At 67.4% G+C, this 16448-nt stretch carries 15 protein-coding genes; 9 read left to right on the forward strand and 6 right to left on the reverse strand.

The genetic code is table 11. The features are described from left to right. Positions 1-3: 3 nt before the first annotated feature. Together AC5Y4H_RS22480 and AC5Y4H_RS22485 are read left to right on the forward strand one after the other, a co-directional pair. Positions 4-1092, forward strand: a complete 1089-nt coding sequence (locus tag AC5Y4H_RS22480) for an AraC family transcriptional regulator (protein WP_499985251.1) — start codon at positions 4-6, stop codon at positions 1090-1092. A 138-nt stretch (positions 1093-1230) separates the two neighbouring features. Next, positions 1231-2196, forward strand: coding sequence for an alpha/beta fold hydrolase (locus tag AC5Y4H_RS22485; RefSeq protein WP_499985252.1), 966 nt, complete (start codon positions 1231-1233; stop codon positions 2194-2196). On the opposite strand, the gene AC5Y4H_RS22490 is transcribed toward AC5Y4H_RS22485, so the two are convergent. From AC5Y4H_RS22490 to AC5Y4H_RS22500, 3 genes are all read right to left on the reverse strand, one after another. Beyond that, positions 2191-3537: a flavin monoamine oxidase family protein gene (locus AC5Y4H_RS22490; RefSeq protein ID WP_499985256.1), complete on the reverse strand. Its 1347-nt coding sequence runs from the start codon at positions 3535-3537 to the stop codon at positions 2191-2193. The genes AC5Y4H_RS22485 and AC5Y4H_RS22490 overlap by 6 nt on opposite strands. A gap of 95 nt (positions 3538-3632) precedes the next feature. Then, the gene (locus tag AC5Y4H_RS22495) at positions 3633-4748 is read right to left on the reverse strand and encodes an Rv3169 family protein (RefSeq protein WP_499985259.1); all 1116 of its coding nucleotides are present in this window, start codon (positions 4746-4748) and stop codon (positions 3633-3635) included. Next, positions 4748-5884 carry a phosphotransferase family protein gene (locus AC5Y4H_RS22500; protein WP_499985262.1) on the reverse strand — a complete coding sequence of 379 codons (1137 nt, stop codon included), beginning with the start codon at positions 5882-5884 and terminating at the stop codon, positions 4748-4750. The genes AC5Y4H_RS22495 and AC5Y4H_RS22500 overlap by 1 nt, the downstream gene beginning before the upstream one ends. A gap of 46 nt (positions 5885-5930) precedes the next feature. On the opposite strand from AC5Y4H_RS22500, the gene AC5Y4H_RS22505 reads away from it, so the two are divergent. Together AC5Y4H_RS22505 and AC5Y4H_RS22510 are read left to right on the forward strand one after the other, a co-directional pair. Further along, positions 5931-6533, forward strand: coding sequence for a TetR/AcrR family transcriptional regulator (locus tag AC5Y4H_RS22505; protein ID WP_499985266.1), 603 nt, complete (start codon positions 5931-5933; stop codon positions 6531-6533). Then, positions 6530-7441 carry an SDR family NAD(P)-dependent oxidoreductase gene (locus tag AC5Y4H_RS22510; protein ID WP_499985269.1) on the forward strand — a complete coding sequence of 304 codons (912 nt, stop codon included), beginning with the start codon at positions 6530-6532 and terminating at the stop codon, positions 7439-7441. Before AC5Y4H_RS22505 ends, AC5Y4H_RS22510 begins: the two co-directional genes overlap by 4 nt. 46 nt (positions 7442-7487) lie before the next feature. Here AC5Y4H_RS22510 and AC5Y4H_RS22515 read toward each other — a convergent pair whose 3' ends face one another. Next, the gene (locus tag AC5Y4H_RS22515; protein ID WP_499985282.1) at positions 7488-8855 is read right to left on the reverse strand and encodes an HNH endonuclease signature motif containing protein; all 1368 of its coding nucleotides are present in this window, start codon (positions 8853-8855) and stop codon (positions 7488-7490) included. A gap of 187 nt (positions 8856-9042) precedes the next feature. Between AC5Y4H_RS22515 and AC5Y4H_RS22520 the strand changes: the two genes are divergently transcribed. The 5 genes from AC5Y4H_RS22520 to AC5Y4H_RS22540 all read left to right on the forward strand — a co-directional run bounded on the left by AC5Y4H_RS22520 (position 9043) and on the right by AC5Y4H_RS22540 (position 13176). Next, positions 9043-9987 (forward strand): DUF4129 domain-containing protein, encoded by a 945-nt coding sequence (locus tag AC5Y4H_RS22520; protein ID WP_499985272.1) that lies wholly within the window; start codon positions 9043-9045, stop codon positions 9985-9987. Continuing rightward, a complete protein-coding gene (locus tag AC5Y4H_RS22525) occupies positions 9984-10466 on the forward strand; it encodes a hypothetical protein (RefSeq protein ID WP_499985273.1) in 483 nt (160 codons plus the stop codon). Before AC5Y4H_RS22520 ends, AC5Y4H_RS22525 begins: the two co-directional genes overlap by 4 nt. 19 nt (positions 10467-10485) lie before the next feature. Beyond that, on the forward strand, positions 10486-11466 hold the full coding sequence (locus AC5Y4H_RS22530; protein WP_499985274.1) for an AAA family ATPase: 981 nt from the start codon (positions 10486-10488) through the stop codon (positions 11464-11466). After that, the gene (locus AC5Y4H_RS22535; RefSeq protein WP_499985275.1) at positions 11463-12722 is read left to right on the forward strand and encodes a DUF58 domain-containing protein; all 1260 of its coding nucleotides are present in this window, start codon (positions 11463-11465) and stop codon (positions 12720-12722) included. The genes AC5Y4H_RS22530 and AC5Y4H_RS22535 overlap by 4 nt, the downstream gene beginning before the upstream one ends. Positions 12723-12783: 61 nt before the next feature. Further along, entirely contained in the window at positions 12784-13176 is a 393-nt protein-coding gene (locus tag AC5Y4H_RS22540) for a hypothetical protein (protein WP_499985284.1), read from the forward strand. Positions 13177-13197: 21 nt separating this feature from the next. On the opposite strand, the gene nuoN is transcribed toward AC5Y4H_RS22540, so the two are convergent. Further along, positions 13198-14787 carry an NADH-quinone oxidoreductase subunit NuoN gene (nuoN, locus tag AC5Y4H_RS22545; protein WP_499985276.1) on the reverse strand — a complete coding sequence of 530 codons (1590 nt, stop codon included), beginning with the start codon at positions 14785-14787 and terminating at the stop codon, positions 13198-13200. Next, on the reverse strand, positions 14784-16400 hold the full coding sequence (locus AC5Y4H_RS22550) for an NADH-quinone oxidoreductase subunit M (protein ID WP_499985277.1): 1617 nt from the start codon (positions 16398-16400) through the stop codon (positions 14784-14786). The genes nuoN and AC5Y4H_RS22550 overlap by 4 nt, the downstream gene beginning before the upstream one ends. Positions 16401-16448: the final 48 nt, after the last annotated feature.

The raw sequence follows: 16448 nt of genomic DNA on the forward strand, positions 1-16448 counted from the left end.
GCCATGACCACCACCACGAGCGGCATCGAAAACGATGCACCCAAGCTGGTCATGTCTCCCGCCGACGAATCGCCGGATGGAACCCGGCCCGACTATTGCCCGGCCCATCTGTCGCCCGATGCCGAGCATGGATTCCGTCCGGTCGTCGTGCAGTACAAGCAGTTTCGCACCGCGGATGCGCATGCGGCGCGGCGATTCTTCGCCGGCGCATATCAGCCGGGCTGGCGAATGCCCGGGTCGGCGGGCATCGCTTCGGTATCACACCGGCGCAGTGATGCCGGCTCGGTGACGGTCGACGAGGTGATGATCCAGGGGCGTGTGACGCTCGAGGTTCCGTCGGGCGACACGTTTGTGGTGATCCAGCCGCGTGCGGGATCCTTGAGCGTCGCGGGCGGTCCCGTTGCCAACGCGGACTTCCCGATTCTCGTCGCCCACGGCATGCCGTGCGTATTGCACTGCAACGGGGCGCGTTTCGACGTGGTGACCGTCGAGGCCGACGTGCTGAACAAAGTCGCCGCGGATTGGCAGGTGTCTTTGGGGCAGCAGACTCAGTTCGCGAATTGGCGGCCGCGTTCCCGTGCCGCCGTGCGGGCGTGGCATCGAGCGCTGGATTATGTTGTCGGCACCCTGGCCTCCGCCGACACCGCGAACCAGCCGCTGGTCGCCGCGGGCATGGCCGGCCTGCTGGTCGGTGCGCTGCTCGAGTGCTATCCGTCCAACCTCACCGAGCAAGACCCGGCCAGTGATCTCGCGCTGCCCGTAACCCTCAAGGAGGCGGTGTCTTTCATCCACCGCCACACCGCCGAGGACATCGGCATCAACGATGTCGCCGCCGCGGTCCATCTGACGCCCAGGGCGGTCCAGTATCTGTTCCGCCGACAGCTCGATACGACGCCGACCGAATATATGCGTCGTGTCCGGCTCAGCCACGCCCATCAAGAGCTGATTGCGGCGACGAGTGCTACCTCGACGGTCACCGAGATCGCCCTGCGGTGGGGATTCGCGCACACCGGACGCTTTGCGGTGCTCTACCGGCAGACCTACGGTCAGAGCCCGCACACCACGCTGAGGCAGCAGACCGCAACGTCCTGACTCGCGAGGCGGGCGGGCCGCGTCTAAGCATTTCATAAGAATCGTTTGCCGGATTTGCCAAAAGCGGACCGAACTTAGGCCTAAGATCGTCCCATCCTTAGCTGCGGCATTGGGGCCGCGATCGAGGGGGGAGCGGTAATGAGTGCTCGACGATTGGCTCGCCCAGCTGACCCGTTCCCCGACCGGCTGCCGCCGAGTGAGACCGTGACGGTTAGGGCGGCCGACGGCACCCGGCTGCACGCCGAGGTGTTCGGGCCGCCCGACGGCTATCCGATTGTCTTGGTCCACGGCATCACCTGCGCGATCCGGGCATGGGCATATCAGATCGCCGATCTGGCCGGCGACTACCGGGTGATCGCCTTCGATCATCGCGGCCACGGACGAAGTGGTGTGCCGCGACGCAAGGATTACAGCCTCAAACACCTTGCCTGCGACTTGGATTCGGTGCTGGATGCGACGCTGGCGCCGCACGAACGGGCCGTGGTGGCGGGTCACTCGATGGGTGGCATCACCATCGCCGCGTGGTCTGAGCGCTACCGCCACAAGGTTCCCCGTCGTGCCGACGCCGTCGCGCTGATCAACACCACCACCGGTGATCTGATCCGGAAGGTGCAACTGCTGCCGGCGCCCTACGGGTTGTCGCCGGCCCGGGTTCTCGCGGGGCGCGCCCTGATCAACGCGTTCGGCGGGTTCCCGCTCCCGCGCGCCGCCCGCATCCCGAGCCGGTATGCGGTGGCGATGCTGGCCACCGGACGAGACGCCGACCCGACTATCGCCAGGCTGGTCTGCGAACTCTTCGAGAAGACAGCACCGGCGGGACGGGCCGGCTGTGCGAGGGCGCTGGTGACGTCACTGGGGTCTCGGTATCTCAATCTGGACGGGCTGACCGTTCCGACGTTGGTCATCGGCAGCGAACGCGACCGATTGACCCCGATCAGCCAGTCCCGCAAGATCGCAGGTACCGCGCCCAACCTGATCGAGCTGGTTGAGCTGCCCGGCGGTCACTGCTCGATGCTGGAACACCCGCGCGAGGTGAATCGCCAGTTGCGTGGACTCGCCGAGATGGCGGTCCGCAACGCGGCCACTCGCCGCATCAGCTCATAGCAGGGCGGTGATCTCGGCGGCGGCCCGCTGCCCGGAGCGGATCGCACCGTCGAGGAACCCGGTCCACTCGTCGGCCGTCTCGGTGCCGGCCCAGTGAATCGGCCCGACCGGTTCGCGCAACCACGGCCCGAACCGCGTCCAGGACCCCGGCGGCACCGCGGCGGTGGGGCCGCCGGGCGCGAATTCCTCGACCCCCCAACGATGATCGACGTAGTCGAGGGGTTTGAGGGCGTCATCGCCGAAAAGCGTTGCAAAGCAGCGTAAAGCGTCGCGGCGTCGCTGATCGCTGGGTAGCGAGTCGAACGCGCGGGCATCGACGAAACCCATCAAGACGCCGGGACCGTCCGGGTGCGGACTGACGTCGAAAGTGATGAAGACGGGACCCTCGTCGGACAGCGCCTGGCCGGAGAATCCGTTGGTGCGCCAGAACGGCGTGGAATAGGCCGCGTACGCCTTGCTGAGCCGGCCCTGCGGCCAATGCCGGGCGAGTTGGTCGTACTCGGCGGGCAACGGGGGAGTGAACTCGAGCGAGGTGCGGTGGGCGGGTGGGATCGCGACGATGACGAATCCGGCTTCGGTCTCCCCGAGATCGGTCGTGACGGTGACCCCCGCGCCGTGGCGCTCGATTCGGCGGACCGGGGCGCCCAGCACCACCCGGGTGCCCAGTTCGGCGGCCGCGGCCTCGGCGATCTGTTGCGTGCCACCCGGGAATCGGTCCTGTTGGGCACCGTCTTGGACATCGAGCAGCCGGTCCAGACCGCCGGCCGCGTGCGCGTACCGGGCCGCGTGCAGCATCGACACGTCGTCGGGTTCGCATCCCCACGTCACCCGCGCCACGATCGCCAAAAGGTCGCGCGACGAAGCGGTCGCGCGCACCGAGCGCAACCAGCCGCCGAGCGACAGGCCGTCGAGTTCGCGGGCACGGCGGGCATCCCACGGTGCCGCCAGCGGGATGCTGCGGGCGATCCTGTCGAACTGCCACCGCAACCGGCCGATGTCGAGCAGTCCGGTCAGCGAAAGCTTTGGAATGGTGCCGTGATACGCGTGCGTCCAACCGCGCCAATGGATAAGATTCTTGCCGTCGTGGTGCGTCGGGGTGGTCGGGACGTCGAGTTCGGCCGCCATCGCCAAGACGGCGTCCTGGGTCGGCCCGACGAAAGTGCCGCCCAGATCGGCCGGCAATCCGGCGACGCTGCCGGTCAGCGACCGTCCACCGACTCGGTCGCGGCCCTCGAAGACCACAACGTCGTGGCCCTGTTGGGAAAGCTCGCGCGCCGCGGCGAGTCCGGCAAAGCCCGCACCGACCACGACAACGTCGACAATCCGCGGGGGTTCCGGCACGCGGTCTAGTGAACCGCATTTCTACGGTTTTTACGACAAGTTGTGCAAGCTGACGGAGCGGCTCCGTGACGCGTGCCGGGGCAGCCGCCGCAGTGCTACGGCGCGACCGTCAGCCAATCGGCGAATCCGGACGGGTCGTGCCGGCCCAACGCGCCGTGCTCGTAGAGGCCCCAGCCCTCGACCGGCTCGCCGTCGCCGTCGCGGCAGACCGCGCGGCCGACATGGTCGATCACGCCGAAGCCCGCTCGGCCGATGATGGCCGGATCGGTCATGTCGTAGGTGAGGCGCTCGGCGAACTTCTCGCCCTTCCACATCCCGTGTGTCCAGTCGGAGTCGCCCCCGTAGCCGCCGCCGACGTGGATGGGCACCGGCAGCTTGGACTCGACGTCGAAGTGCACCGGGGTGCCGTCGGGGGTGGTGGCGTCGATGGTCGCGCCGGTCGGGATGCGGGTGCCGGAGCGATAGTGGATCTTGACCCGCGGCCAGCCCAGCTGCTCGACGCGGCCGTCGCGCCAGATCCGGGTGCAGTCGTTGAGGGAGCGGAAGCCGTTGGGCTCCTCCTGAATGATCAGCACGATGGCGAAATCGTCGAAAGCCATGGGTACGTACAGCCACCACATGCCCTCGAAGGGCGGATCCGCGGGCCGGCCGGCGGGCTCGGCTTCCCCGATCGGGCGGATGCCCCAGGACCGGTCGCGGCTGCCCAGCCAGGTCTTGGGATCGACGGTGATCTCCTCGCCGTCGATGAAGATGCGACCACTCCAGCTGCCCAGCTGCGCAAAACGTTGTGCGTCCAGCGTGACCCGGCTTCCCGATCGCAGAATGTGCGGCTGTTCCTGAACGACGTCGAACAGCCCCTTCCAAGTGAGATCGGCTGCGATGCCCTCTGTTTCGTCGAGGATGATCCGAAGGTGGTGCAGCGGCTCGATCACCTCGACGCGGTAACCGTTGACGCGCTGATTGAGCCGGTCCTGATCGATGGCGTCCGAAACGTGCACCGCGGTCTGGGTGTCGCCGCGCCTGATGAGTAGGAACGCATCCTTGACCCCGAGGTTGGGGTAGTAGCCGATGCCGCTGATCACAAAGATGTTTCCGGTGCGGTCGTGGCCGTTGAAGTAGGAGCGATCGTAGAAGTTGCGGTCCGAGGAACCCGGCCACGCGATCGGCTGGGGAATCTGATGTACCGGGAACTCGTCGAGCGGTCCGAGCATTACTGGTCCTCTCCGATTAAGCGTCGCATCAATCCGGCGTGGTAGAACAGCGATTCGACATCGTCGGGCTTCTCGGTCTCGCCGAAGTGCACCCGCCGAGCGCCGGTGCGCATGAACACACAGGCCCACATCACGCCCGAGTACACGTAAAACCAGTGCAGATCCCCGACTTCGACGCCCGCCAGCCGCGCGTAACTGGCGCGCACGTCCTCCTCGCGCATCACGCCCGGCAACCCCGGCAGCGTTGCCAGGCCGGCGAGCTCTTGAAAGACCATGTGCGCGAATATCATCCACGCCACGTCCAGCTCACGGGGTCCCAACGTCACCATCTCCCAGTCCAGCACCGCCACCGGCCGGAAGTCGTTGTACAACACGTTGCCCACTCGCGCGTCACCCCACAGCAGCACGGGCTCGGCGGCGGCCGCCTCGGCCGGCCAATTGGCTTCCAGCCAGTCGAAGGTCCGCTCCAGCAGCGGCGATCGCCCGATGTCGGGTACCGCGAAGTCATACCAGGACCGAACCCAGTTGAAATGCTTGCGCATCGCGGTGTCCCCGGATTGCCCCTCGGTGAGGAAGCCAAACGTGCTCTGCGCGTTCGGAATCGAGTGCAACGTGGCCAGTACCCCGACGGTGGCGTCCTGCAGTTCGCGCTGCCGCTCGGCCGGCGCATCGGCGAACCAGTTGCCGCCGAAGGTATACGGCATGACGTCGGGCGGCACCTCGCCCTCGACATAATCCATCACGAAGAACGGTGTGCCGAGGATTTCTCCGGTGGGTTCCAGCCAGCGCACCCGGGGCACCGGCACGTCGGTGAGCTCGCCGACTTTCCGGATGACGTCGAATTGGTGGTCGAGCCGATAGGTGGGGAAGACCTGCACGTCCTCGGCCGTGGGCGCGACCCGCGCCACCAGCTTCTGTTCGGTCGATTGCCCGTCTTGCTGCCAGCGGGTCGTCAGGATGATCGTCTCGGACGACATGCCCGTCGAGTCCACGCCGCTCTCCACGATCACCTCGGGATTCGCGCCGTCCGGCAGTACGTTGGAAAGCCAGCGTGACATCACCGTCGGCAACGTTGTGACGTCGCGGCTGGAGCGCTGGAGCCGGTCGATGTTGTCGAGCGCCGGTTCTGTTGCCATAAGGTGCCTCCTTCGTTGAGGCAATTACGATACGGTAGGTAGCGTTATGAAAGCAGACCCGTCCGGCCTTGACAAGGCCTCCGGCGCCGGCCGCCCGCGGGATCCGCGTATCGACTCGGCGATCCTATCGGCGACGGCAGAATTGCTTGTCCAAACGGGCTATTCCAACATCAGTCTGGCCGCGGTCGCCGAGCGCGCCGGCACCACGAAATCGGCGCTATACCGCCGGTGGTCGAGCAAGGCCGAACTGGTACACGAGGCGGCCTTCCCTACCGCCCCGACCGCGCTCGAGTCGCCGGCCGGGGATATCGCGGCCGACATGCGGATGATGATCGAGGCCACGCGGGACGTGTTCACCACCCCTGTGGTGCGCGCCGCGCTGCCCGGTCTGGTCGCCGACATGACCGCCGACCCCGCGCTCAATGCGCGGGTGATGGCGCGATTCGTGGACCTCTTCACCGCGGTGCGGGTGCGGCTGCGCGAGGCGGTTGACCGGGGCGAAGCCCATCCCGATGTGGATCCGGACCGACTGATCGAGTTGATCGGGGGAGCGACGATGCTGCGGATGCTGCTGCGTCCGGAAGAAGAACTCGACGAAGCGTGGGTGGAGCAAACCACGGCCATCGTGGTGCACGGGGTGCGGCGATGAGGGGGCGGCTGGCCGGCCGCGCCGCGATCGTCACCGGCGGTAGCCGCGGCCTGGGTAGGGCGATCGCGCTCGCCCTGGCGGCCGACGGTGCCGCGGTGGCGGTTGCCGGGCGCACCGAAGAGGTATGGGATGACCGGTTGCCGGGGACCATCGGCGAGACGGTCGCCGACATCGAGGCGGCCGGTGGGCGTGCCGTTGCGGCCCGCGCCGATTTGACCGACCGCGATCAAATTGCCGGGCTGGTGGAATCCGCACGAGAGGCGTTGGGCCCCATAGGGATTCTGATCAACAACGCGGCCTTCACCGCGCCTGGCCGGCCACCGGCGCCCGGTGAGCAGCCGCGTCACAGAGCCGCCAGATCGAGCGCCGCCAAACCGGGAGCGGCCAAACCGGGAGCGGCCAAACCGGGAGCGGCCAAGCCGGGATGGCCGGGGTTCGTCAGCACTCCGCTGCACGCGTACCGCAGGCATTTCGAGATCGCGGTTTTCGCGGCTTACGAGCTGATGCAGATGGTGTGCCCCGACATGATCGAGGCGGGTGGCGGGTCGATCATCAACATCACCTCGGTCGCGTCGCGATTGCCCGGCGATGGTCCGTACGCCGACCGCAGCGGCGGGGTGCTGCCCGGCTACGGCGGGTCCAAGGCCGCGCTCGAGCACCTCACCCAGTGCGCGGCCTTCGATCTCTCCGACCACAACATCGCGGTCAATGCGCTTTCGCCGTCCAAAGCGATTCTCACGCCAGGGCTCTCGTACTATGCCCGCAACTTCGATGAGACCGCGTCGGAGGACGAATTCGCTCGCGCCGCGGTCGAATTGGCTCTGGTCGATCCCGCCAAGGTCACCGGGCGCACCATCGGTCACCTCCAAGTTCTCGACGGCAGCTTTCGTCCCTTCGCGGTGGACTAGGCGGGCGCGGTCGCAATCACCGCGTTGATGACCCGACACCTCAACATCATTCACCTCCGGGCGGGTCAGGATCGCCGCGCAGGAGCTCGTCGGGATGATGAGCGTGGTTGACGACGGGCGGTCCTGTGCCATCGGTCCAGCCGAGTCGCCCGTTGCCGGTGACGACGGTGCGCCATTCGCCCCTGCCCACCGCGCCGTGATCCGAACCGCAGGCGAAGAACAGGTTGTCCGCGTCGGTCGGGCCGTCGTCTGCCCATTCGCACGCATGGTGCACCTCGCAGTGATAGCCGGGCTCCAGGCAATTAGGGTGGGTGCAACCGCGGTCCCGGGCGTAGCAGATGAGTCGTTGATCCGCGGTGGCGATGCGTTTCTGCCGGCCCAGGTACAAAGGCCGGCCGGTGTGCTCGTCGAACACGGCGAGGTAGTGAATTGCGTTGGCGGCCATCCGAATCAGATCCGGCATCGGCAGTCGTGAACCGCCGCCGGTCTGCGCCGGCGCGGGCATCTGGATTGACGAGTCGCGCGCGGCGCGCGCCGCCTGATCGAGTTCGGCCAGCGTGGTGGTGGCGACCACGGTGACGGGATGGCCGCGGTGCATCCCGAGACCGCCTGAGGCGATCGCGGTCCCGAGCCCGAGCTTGAGGGCGTCGTGGCAGCGTTGGGCCGGTGTACGGTCGTCGCGCGCTTCGGGATCGCTGTCGGGGGTCTGATGGCGGCCGGGTCGCACCGCCGCTTCCAGGGCCTCGAGGTAGGCCCTGGCCTCGGGATCCAGTAGACCGGTGAGGCGCGACATCCCGTCGGGCCCTTGCGGGCTCAGGCGTATGCCGCGACGGCGGGCCCGATCGGCATCGGTGAAACGACCATCGGGATTGAGATAGTCCGCGATTCTGTGGCCCAGCCTGGTGACCACGGCGGCGTCGAGCCTGGTCGCGTGCTGCACCAGTGTGCGCTCCGCGTCGGCCGCATCACAGGGGGAGACGGTGGACGGCAACGCGTCGATCGCGGTACACACGGCGCGGATATGGTCCTCGCCGACCGAGCCCGCCTCGACCGCCGCGGCCAACGCCGGTAGCTCGGGTGGCAGTGCTGCGCCGGTCAGCGAACGTCGTGGTCGGAGGCGGGTCGCGAGCCTGAAGCGACGCGTGACTTCTCTGGGCGGGACGCGAAGCCGCGCCCACAACGTGGCGCGCACCGCGGGAACGCACCCGATCTCGTCCGCCGGGTCGGCGATTTGCCCGAAGACCCTGTACATCATGCCTCGATTGAGGCGCTCCTGGGTTTCCAGGCGGGCGGCGAATTCAACGCGAAAGGCGCTGCCGACCATGTCCGACGGCGTCTGGCGTAGCACCTCGTGGGCCGCATCGATTGCGTCGAGCGCGGAGCCCACTCGTTCCCGCGCCTGTTCCGCACTGATGAAAAGACTCACGCAGTCCACGGTATCGAACATAGGTTCGAGCGCCAGCGAGCCTTACGAACTTGTGGATGAACTCCCGACTGTGGATACGGGGTACGCCGGGTCCTGGCCCTGGGGTCGCCTGACGTGCAACTATGAGAAAAGCCAGTGCCGCAACAACCAATCGAGTGGCGTGCCAATGCCTGGTATGGACAAGCCGACAGGGCGGGTCGTCGCCCTGATCGTTCTGCTGCTCGTGGTGGCTGCCGCCCTGCGCGGCTACCTTCCCACTCGGCATGACGCGGCCCGCAGCGAATCGGGCGGCCGGGCGGCGCTGGCTTTCGTGGTTGCGATTCTCGCCGTGGCGCTTGCGCTGATCGCGGTCGCCGTGGTCGCGCGCCTGCGAGACCCTCGAGCCGCCGCGCCGAGTGCCGGCCGGCTGTCCGACATGCTGGGCACCGGCAAGGGACGACCGAGCTGGCGCGTGCTGTTGATCGGGCTCGCCGTGATCATGGCGTGGCTGCTGATCGTGATGTTGCTGGTCCGCTTCCTGCCCCACGGCGTCGCTCCCGGCCCGTCCCAGGCCGACAGCGGCGGGGCACCGTCGACGCAGCCGCCCGCACAGCCACCGCCGCAGCATCCGCACCGCCCTCGCGACGCCTCGCAGAACATGCTGGGCATCCTGCTCGCGTGCACAGTCGCCATGCTGGTGATGTTCGTCGTCGGGACCGTCGCGTCGGCGCGTCGGCGCTGGCGTCCTGCGGCTCCGGTCATCGCCGACGACGAGCCGGCCGAATCCCCTACGCCCCCCGCGCGTTCGGAGTCGCTGGCGCGAGCGGCCGAACGAGGACTGGCCGAGATGACCGACCTGAGTCGGGAGCCGCGAGAGGCGATCATCGCCTGCTACGCCGCGATGGAACGCGAACTCGCACAGGTTCCCGGCGCAGTTCCCCAGGAATTCGACACCCCGACCGAGGTGCTGGCCCGCGCGGTCGAACACCACGCCCTGCACGCCGACAACGCCGTCCAATTGGTGAATCTCTTCGCCGAGGCGCGGTTCAGCCCCCACGTGATGAACGAGGGCCACCGCGACATCGCGGTGCGCGCCCTTCGATTGGTCCTCGACGAGCTGGGCTCACGGAGTGCGGCATGAAAAAGATTATCTCCCTAGGTGTTTGCCTCGTCGTCGGCATAGAACTGTTGGCACTGACGCAGCACGATCGACGGTGGGTACTGGCTGCCTCGGGTCTGGGGCTGGCGTTGGTGCTGCTCAGCCTCCGCCGCGCCCTGGCGCGCGGATTCGATGCCGACGCGGAACCGGATGCCGACGATCTCGGGGATTCGTTGCGCCGCTGGCTGTCCACCACCGAGACGACGATTCGGTGGTCGGATTCCACCCGGGCCGACTGGGACCGCCATCTGCGCCCGATGCTCGCGCGCCGTTACGAGATGACAACCGGCCAAAGGCAGTCCAAGGACCCTGTGTCCTTCCATGCCACCGGGCGCATCCTCTTCGGCCCGGAACTGTGGGAATGGGTCAACCCGAACAACGTCATTCGCACCGGTGACCGTCAACCGGGCCCGGGCCGTGCGGCGCTGCAAGAGATTCTGCAAAAGCTGGAGCAGGTATGACAGGAGGCGCGATCCCAACATGACGCTGCCGGCCGCGACCACGACCGCCCACTGCGAGGCGATTCTCGACGAGATAGAGCGCGTAGTGGTGGGTAAGCGCTCCGCACTGCGGCTCATCCTCACCGCGGTCCTCGCGCGCGGCCACATCCTCATCGAAGACCTGCCTGGCCTGGGCAAGACGCTGATCGCGAGATCCTTTGCCGCCGCGCTAGGGCTGCAATTCACCCGGGTGCAGTTCACGCCCGATCTGTTGCCGGCCGACCTGCTCGGCTCGACGATCTACGACATGCAATCCGGCCGCTTCGCTTTCCGGGCCGGCCCCATCTTCACCAACTTGCTCCTGGCCGACGAGATCAATCGCACACCGCCGAAAACCCAGGCGGCGCTGCTGGAGGCGATGGCCGAAGGCCAGGTCAGCATCGACGGTGAAACGCACCAACTGCCAAGGCCTTTCATCGTGCTGGCCACCGACAACCCGATCGAGTACGAGGGCACGTATCCGCTACCCGAGGCGCAACTCGACCGGTTCGCGATCCGGCTGGAACTGCGGTATCTCAACGAGCGCGACGAGACCTCGATGTTGCGCCGCCGCCTCGAACGGGGTTCGGCGGAACCAACGGTCAACCAAGTCGTGGACGCGCACGATCTGCTGGCGATGCGTGAATCGGTCGAGCAGGTGACGGTGCACGAAGACGTCCTGCACTATGTGGTGTCGCTCGCCAATGCGACGCGACACCATCCGCAGGTTGCGGTGGGGGCCAGCCCGCGCGCCGAACTCGACCTCGTGCAACTCGCCCGCGCCCGCGCGCTGCTGCTCGGCCGCGACTACGTCATCCCCGAGGATGTGAAGGCGCTGGCCATCGCCGCCGTGTCACACCGGATCACTCTGCGCCCGGAGATGTGGGTACGAAAGATCCAGGGCGCCGACGTGATTGGAGAGCTGCTGCACCGCCTGCCGGTGCCGCGAACCGGCGCTGGCGCCGGAGAGAGCCCGGCGTGACGTCCAGCGTGGAGGTTGAGTTCCGCTGGCGCGCATCGGGATTGACCCTGGCGATCGCGACCTGCGCGGGGTTTGCGCTGGCCGCCGCGGTGATCGGCGCCCGGTGGCAGTTGATCGCCTTCGCGGCACCGCTGCTCGGCGTGCTGTGCTCGATCAGCTGGCAGCGCCCGATCCCGACGATTCGGGTGCATGGCGAGCCCGATGCCCAGCGTTGCTTCGAAAACGAGCAGGCCCACATCAGGGTATGGGCGACGGAAGAAGAGGGGACTTCGGCAGTCCAGGTCACGGTTCCCGACATCGCGGGAATGGAGCTGGAAATTGCCGAATCCGACCCAGCCCAGGCGAAAGCCGTCACGGCGACCGCGTGGCGCTGGGGCCGGTATTCCATCGGGGCGCGCGTCGACGTCGTCGCCCGCGGTGGGCTGCTGGCCGGCACGGCCACCGTCGGGGCCGCCGAGGTCATCGTGTTTCCCTTGACGCCGCCGCAGCAGACGCCAATCCCGCAAACCGAGCTGCTGGACCGGTTGGGCGCCCACCTGACCCGCCATGTCGGTCCGGGCGTGGAGTACGCCGACATCCGCCTTTACGTACCCGGAGACCAACTGCGCGCGGTGAATTGGCCGGTCAGCGCGCGCCGTGGCCAGCTGCACGTGACACAGCGATTGACCGACCGTGCGGCCGACGTGGTGGTCTTGATCGATGGGTACCGGCAGCCCGCGGGGCCGGCGACCGAGGCCACCGAACGCGTCGTGCGCGGGGCGGCGCAGGTGGTGCAAACCGCTTTACGCCACGGTGATCGCGCCGGCATCGTCGCTCTCGGGGGCAACCATCCGCGCTGGCTGGGAGCCGACATCGGACAGCGCCAGTTCTATCGGGTGCTCGACACGGTCCTGAAAGCCGGCGACCGTTTCGAACACACCACGGGCACATTGGCGCCGCGCGCGGCGGTTCCCGCCGGGGCGATCGTCATCGCGTTCTCCACCCTGCTCGACACCGAATTCGCCCTGGCGTTGATCAATCTGCGCAAGCGTGGCCATGTCGTGCTCGCCGTCGACATTCTCGACCGTTCGCCGTTCGAGGACGAACAGGATCCGTTGGTGGATCGGATGTGGGCGCTGCAGCGCTCCGCCATGTATCGCGACATGGCCACCATCGGCGTGGACATCGTGTCGTGGCCGGGTGATAGCGGTCTGGAGCAGTCCATGGGTGTGCTGCCGGACCGCCGCCGGCGTGTGCGGGGGAGGCTTCGTGGATAACGGCGCGAGCGCGCTGACGCGGGTGGGGGCACCCGCGTTCGCGACGGGCTTCGGTCTGCTCATGGTGGGCTCGGCCGCCGGTGGTGGGCACGGCTCGGCGGTGGTCGCCTGGGTGCCGGCGCTGATCGCGGTCGCGGTTGGCATCGTATTCCGTCCCGCCGCAACGGTTGCCGTGCTGCTGGCCGCCGTCACCGCAATGCTGTCCGACCCGCCGGTGCTGTTCGTCGCGTTGTCCGGTTTGTGCGCCGCCGGCTACCTGGTATGCCGCCATGTGGCCGGCGCGTCCGCGCAGGTGGTGCTGGACAGCTGGCCGACGGCGGCCGGCGCCGTGGGTTTTACGTTCGCCGGGCTGGTTGCGACGTCGTTCCCGTTGCAGTTGCCCTGGTTGCCCTTGGTGGCCCCGCTTGGGGCATTGGTGATCTACCTGTTGGCCATCCGGCCGTTCATGAGCTGACAGGCGGCGCCGAACAGCGCGTCAGTGCAGCAGCTCGGCGGCCTGGTCGGCCAGATCGAGCAGCGGCTGCGGGAAGATGCCCAGCGCCACGGTGACCGCGGCGCACACCGCTATGGCGGCCTTGCTCAAGAAGCCCGGCGCCACCACGTGCGGGGTGTCCTCGGTCGCCTCGGTGAAGAACATCGACACGATCACCCGCACGTAGAAGTACGCGGCGATCCCGCTGGCAACCACGCCGACGATCACCAGGGGTACGGCGCCGCCCTGGGCAGCGGCCTTGAAGACCGCGAGCTTGCTGACGAACCCACTGGTCAGAGGGATACCGGCGAACGCCAACAAGAACATCGAAAACATCACGCCCACAATGGGTGAGCGCTGCCCCAGCCCCGCCCAGTGCGAGAGCGTGGCGTCTTCGACGCCGTCGGCGTCGCGGATCAGGCCGACGATGGCGAACGCGCCGACGGTGCTGAAGCTGTAGGCCAGCAGATAGAACAACGTAGCGGACAGGCCGGTGTGGTTGTCCGCGATGACGCCGGTGAGGATGAATCCCACGTGGGCGACCGACGAGTAGGCCAGCATGCGCTTGACGTCGGTCTGGTTCACCGCCGTGATGGTGCCGACCGCCATGGTCAGGATCGAGATGGTCCACAGCACCGGGCGCCACTGATCGTGCAGCGGCGGCAGCGCCACATAGACAACCCGAAGCAGCGCACCGAAAGCCGCGACTTTGGTGGCCGCCGCCATGAACCCGGTGATGGGCGTGGGCGCGCCCTGGTACACGTCGGGAATCCACGAGTGGAACGGAACAGCGCCGACCTTGAACAGCAGGCCGACCGACAGGAGCGCGACGCCCACCAACGCCATCGACGTGTCACCGTGCTCGGCCAGCGCATCACGGATGCCCGTCAGCAGCAATGTGCCGGTCGCGCCGTAGAGCAGTGCGACGCCGTAGAGGAAGAACGCCGACGAAAACGCGCCCAGCAGAAAGTACTTCATCGCCGCTTCCTGCGAGAGCAGGCGACGATGACGGGCCAGGCCGCACATCAGGTACAGCGGCAGGGACAACACTTCCAGCGCGACGAACATGGTCAACAGGTCATTGGATGCGGGGAAGACCATCATGCCGCCGACCGAGAGCAGCGCCAGCGGGAACAGTTCCGTCTGCGCGGCCCCGGCCCGCTCGGCCTCGCGCTCGGCGTCGCCGTCGGGCACCGCCGATGCCTGTGGCGTGAAGGAGTCCAGTCCACCCGAGCCGGCCCTGCCGACCCCAACGGCCACGTTGCTCGCCGCTGTGGCCTGGGTGCGTTCGGCGATGAAAATGACCGCCATCACGGCGACTAGCAGCACCGTGCCCTGCAGATACAGCGTCGGGCGGTCGATGGCCATGGCGCCCAAAACCGCCACGCGTCCCGGGCTTTGGATCGAGCGGCTCACAGCGATGACCGCGATGAGGGCCGCGATCAAACCGGCGAGCGAGAGCGCCACCTGCGCGGTGTAGCGAATTCGCCTGGGCAGGAACGCCTCCGCGAGGACACCTACCACGGCGACGCCGAACACGATGAGGGTCGGGCAGAGCAGGAAATATTGGATGCTCGGGGTGGGGAGGGTCATCGCGGTCCTTCGGCGGTCCGGTGTGGTTCGGCCGGTCTGGGTGTTCCCACCGGGACGGTCGGCTTGGGGTCATGCTGGCCCATGGTGGTCATGGTGTTCTCGACAGCGGGGTTGATGATGTCGAGCACGGGCTTGGGGTAGATGCCGAGCACCAGCAGTAGCGCAATCAACGGTGCGACGACGATCAATTCGCGAGCACGCAGGTCGCCGATCTTTTCGTTGCCGCTGACGACCGGCCCGGTCATCACGCGCTGGTACAGCCACAACATGTAGATCGCCGAGAGCACCAGCGCCGTGACCCCGAATGCCGCGGCCAGCCAGTATCGGTTGAAAGTGCCTAGCAGGACCAGGAATTCGCTGATGAACGGCGCCAGGCCAGGCAGTGACAGAGTGGCCATGGCCGAGACCAGGAAGGTACCCGCCAAGATCGGCGCCACCTTCTGCACGCCGCCGTAGTCGGCGATCGCCCGGCTGCCGTGCCGCGATATCAGGAATCCGGCGATCAGGAAGACCGCCGCCGTGGACAGGCCGTGATTGAGCATGTACAGCGTCGACCCGCTCTGTCCCTGGCTGGTCATCACGAAGATGCCCAGGATGATGAACCCGAAGTGCGAGATCGATGTATAGGCGATCAGCCGCATGATGTCGGTCTGGCCGATGGCGACGATCGCGCCGTAGATCACCCCGATGACCGCCAGCACGACGATCAGCGGGCGGAAATACGTTGAGGCGCCGGGGAACAGCTGCAGGCAGTAACGCAGCATGCCGAAGGTGCCGACCTTGTCCATCACCGCCATCATCAGCACCGCGGTCGCCGGGGTGGCCTCGACGGCGGCGTCGGGCAGCCAGCGGTGGAACGGCCATAGCGGGGCCTTGATCGCGAAGGCGAACATGAAGCCCAAGAACAGCGCCTTGAACACCGCGGAATCCGCGCCGTACCGGCCCGAGGCGACGCCGCCCACGATCTCGCGGAAGTCAAAGGTGCCCGAACCGTGCTGGGAGGTCACCACATACAGCCCGATCACCGCGGCCAGCATGATCAGACCGCCGAACAGGTTGTACAACAGGAACTTCACGGCCGCACGCGACCTGCCGGGACCGCCGCCGAAGCCCCCGATCAGGAAGTACATCGGGATGAGCATGGCCTCGAAGAAGACGTAGAACAGCAGCACGTCCAGGGCGACGACCGAGATCAGCACCATCGACTCGATGGCCAGCGTCAAGGCGACGTAGGCCTGTACCCCGCGGCTCCGTCCACCAGCTGACTGGCGCGGCGGGTCGTTGGCATCGTCCCCGTCGTTCCAGCCGGCCACCTGCAGCACCGGAATCAGCACCGCGGTCAGCAGCACCAGCACCACAGCGATGCCGTCGACGCCAAGGGTGTAGCCGGCGCCGAAGGCCGGGATCCACTGATGCTTTTCGACGAATTGGTAGGGGGCGCCACCGGTCTTGAACCCGAGCGTGACCACAATGGCCACCGCCAGGGTCAGGACGCCGACGACCAGACCGGTCCACTTGGCGAGCTGTCGCAGCCCGGGCGGCATCAGGATGACCAACACGGAACCGGCCAGCGGCACCAGCCACAGCACGCTCAGCCACGGAACGTTATTCACCAGCGCCGCTCCTCGTCATCGCTTCTGACTGCATCGTCGGCGGCGGAG

It is taken from the genome of Mycobacterium sp. NGS58 (genome assembly GCF_059812385.1).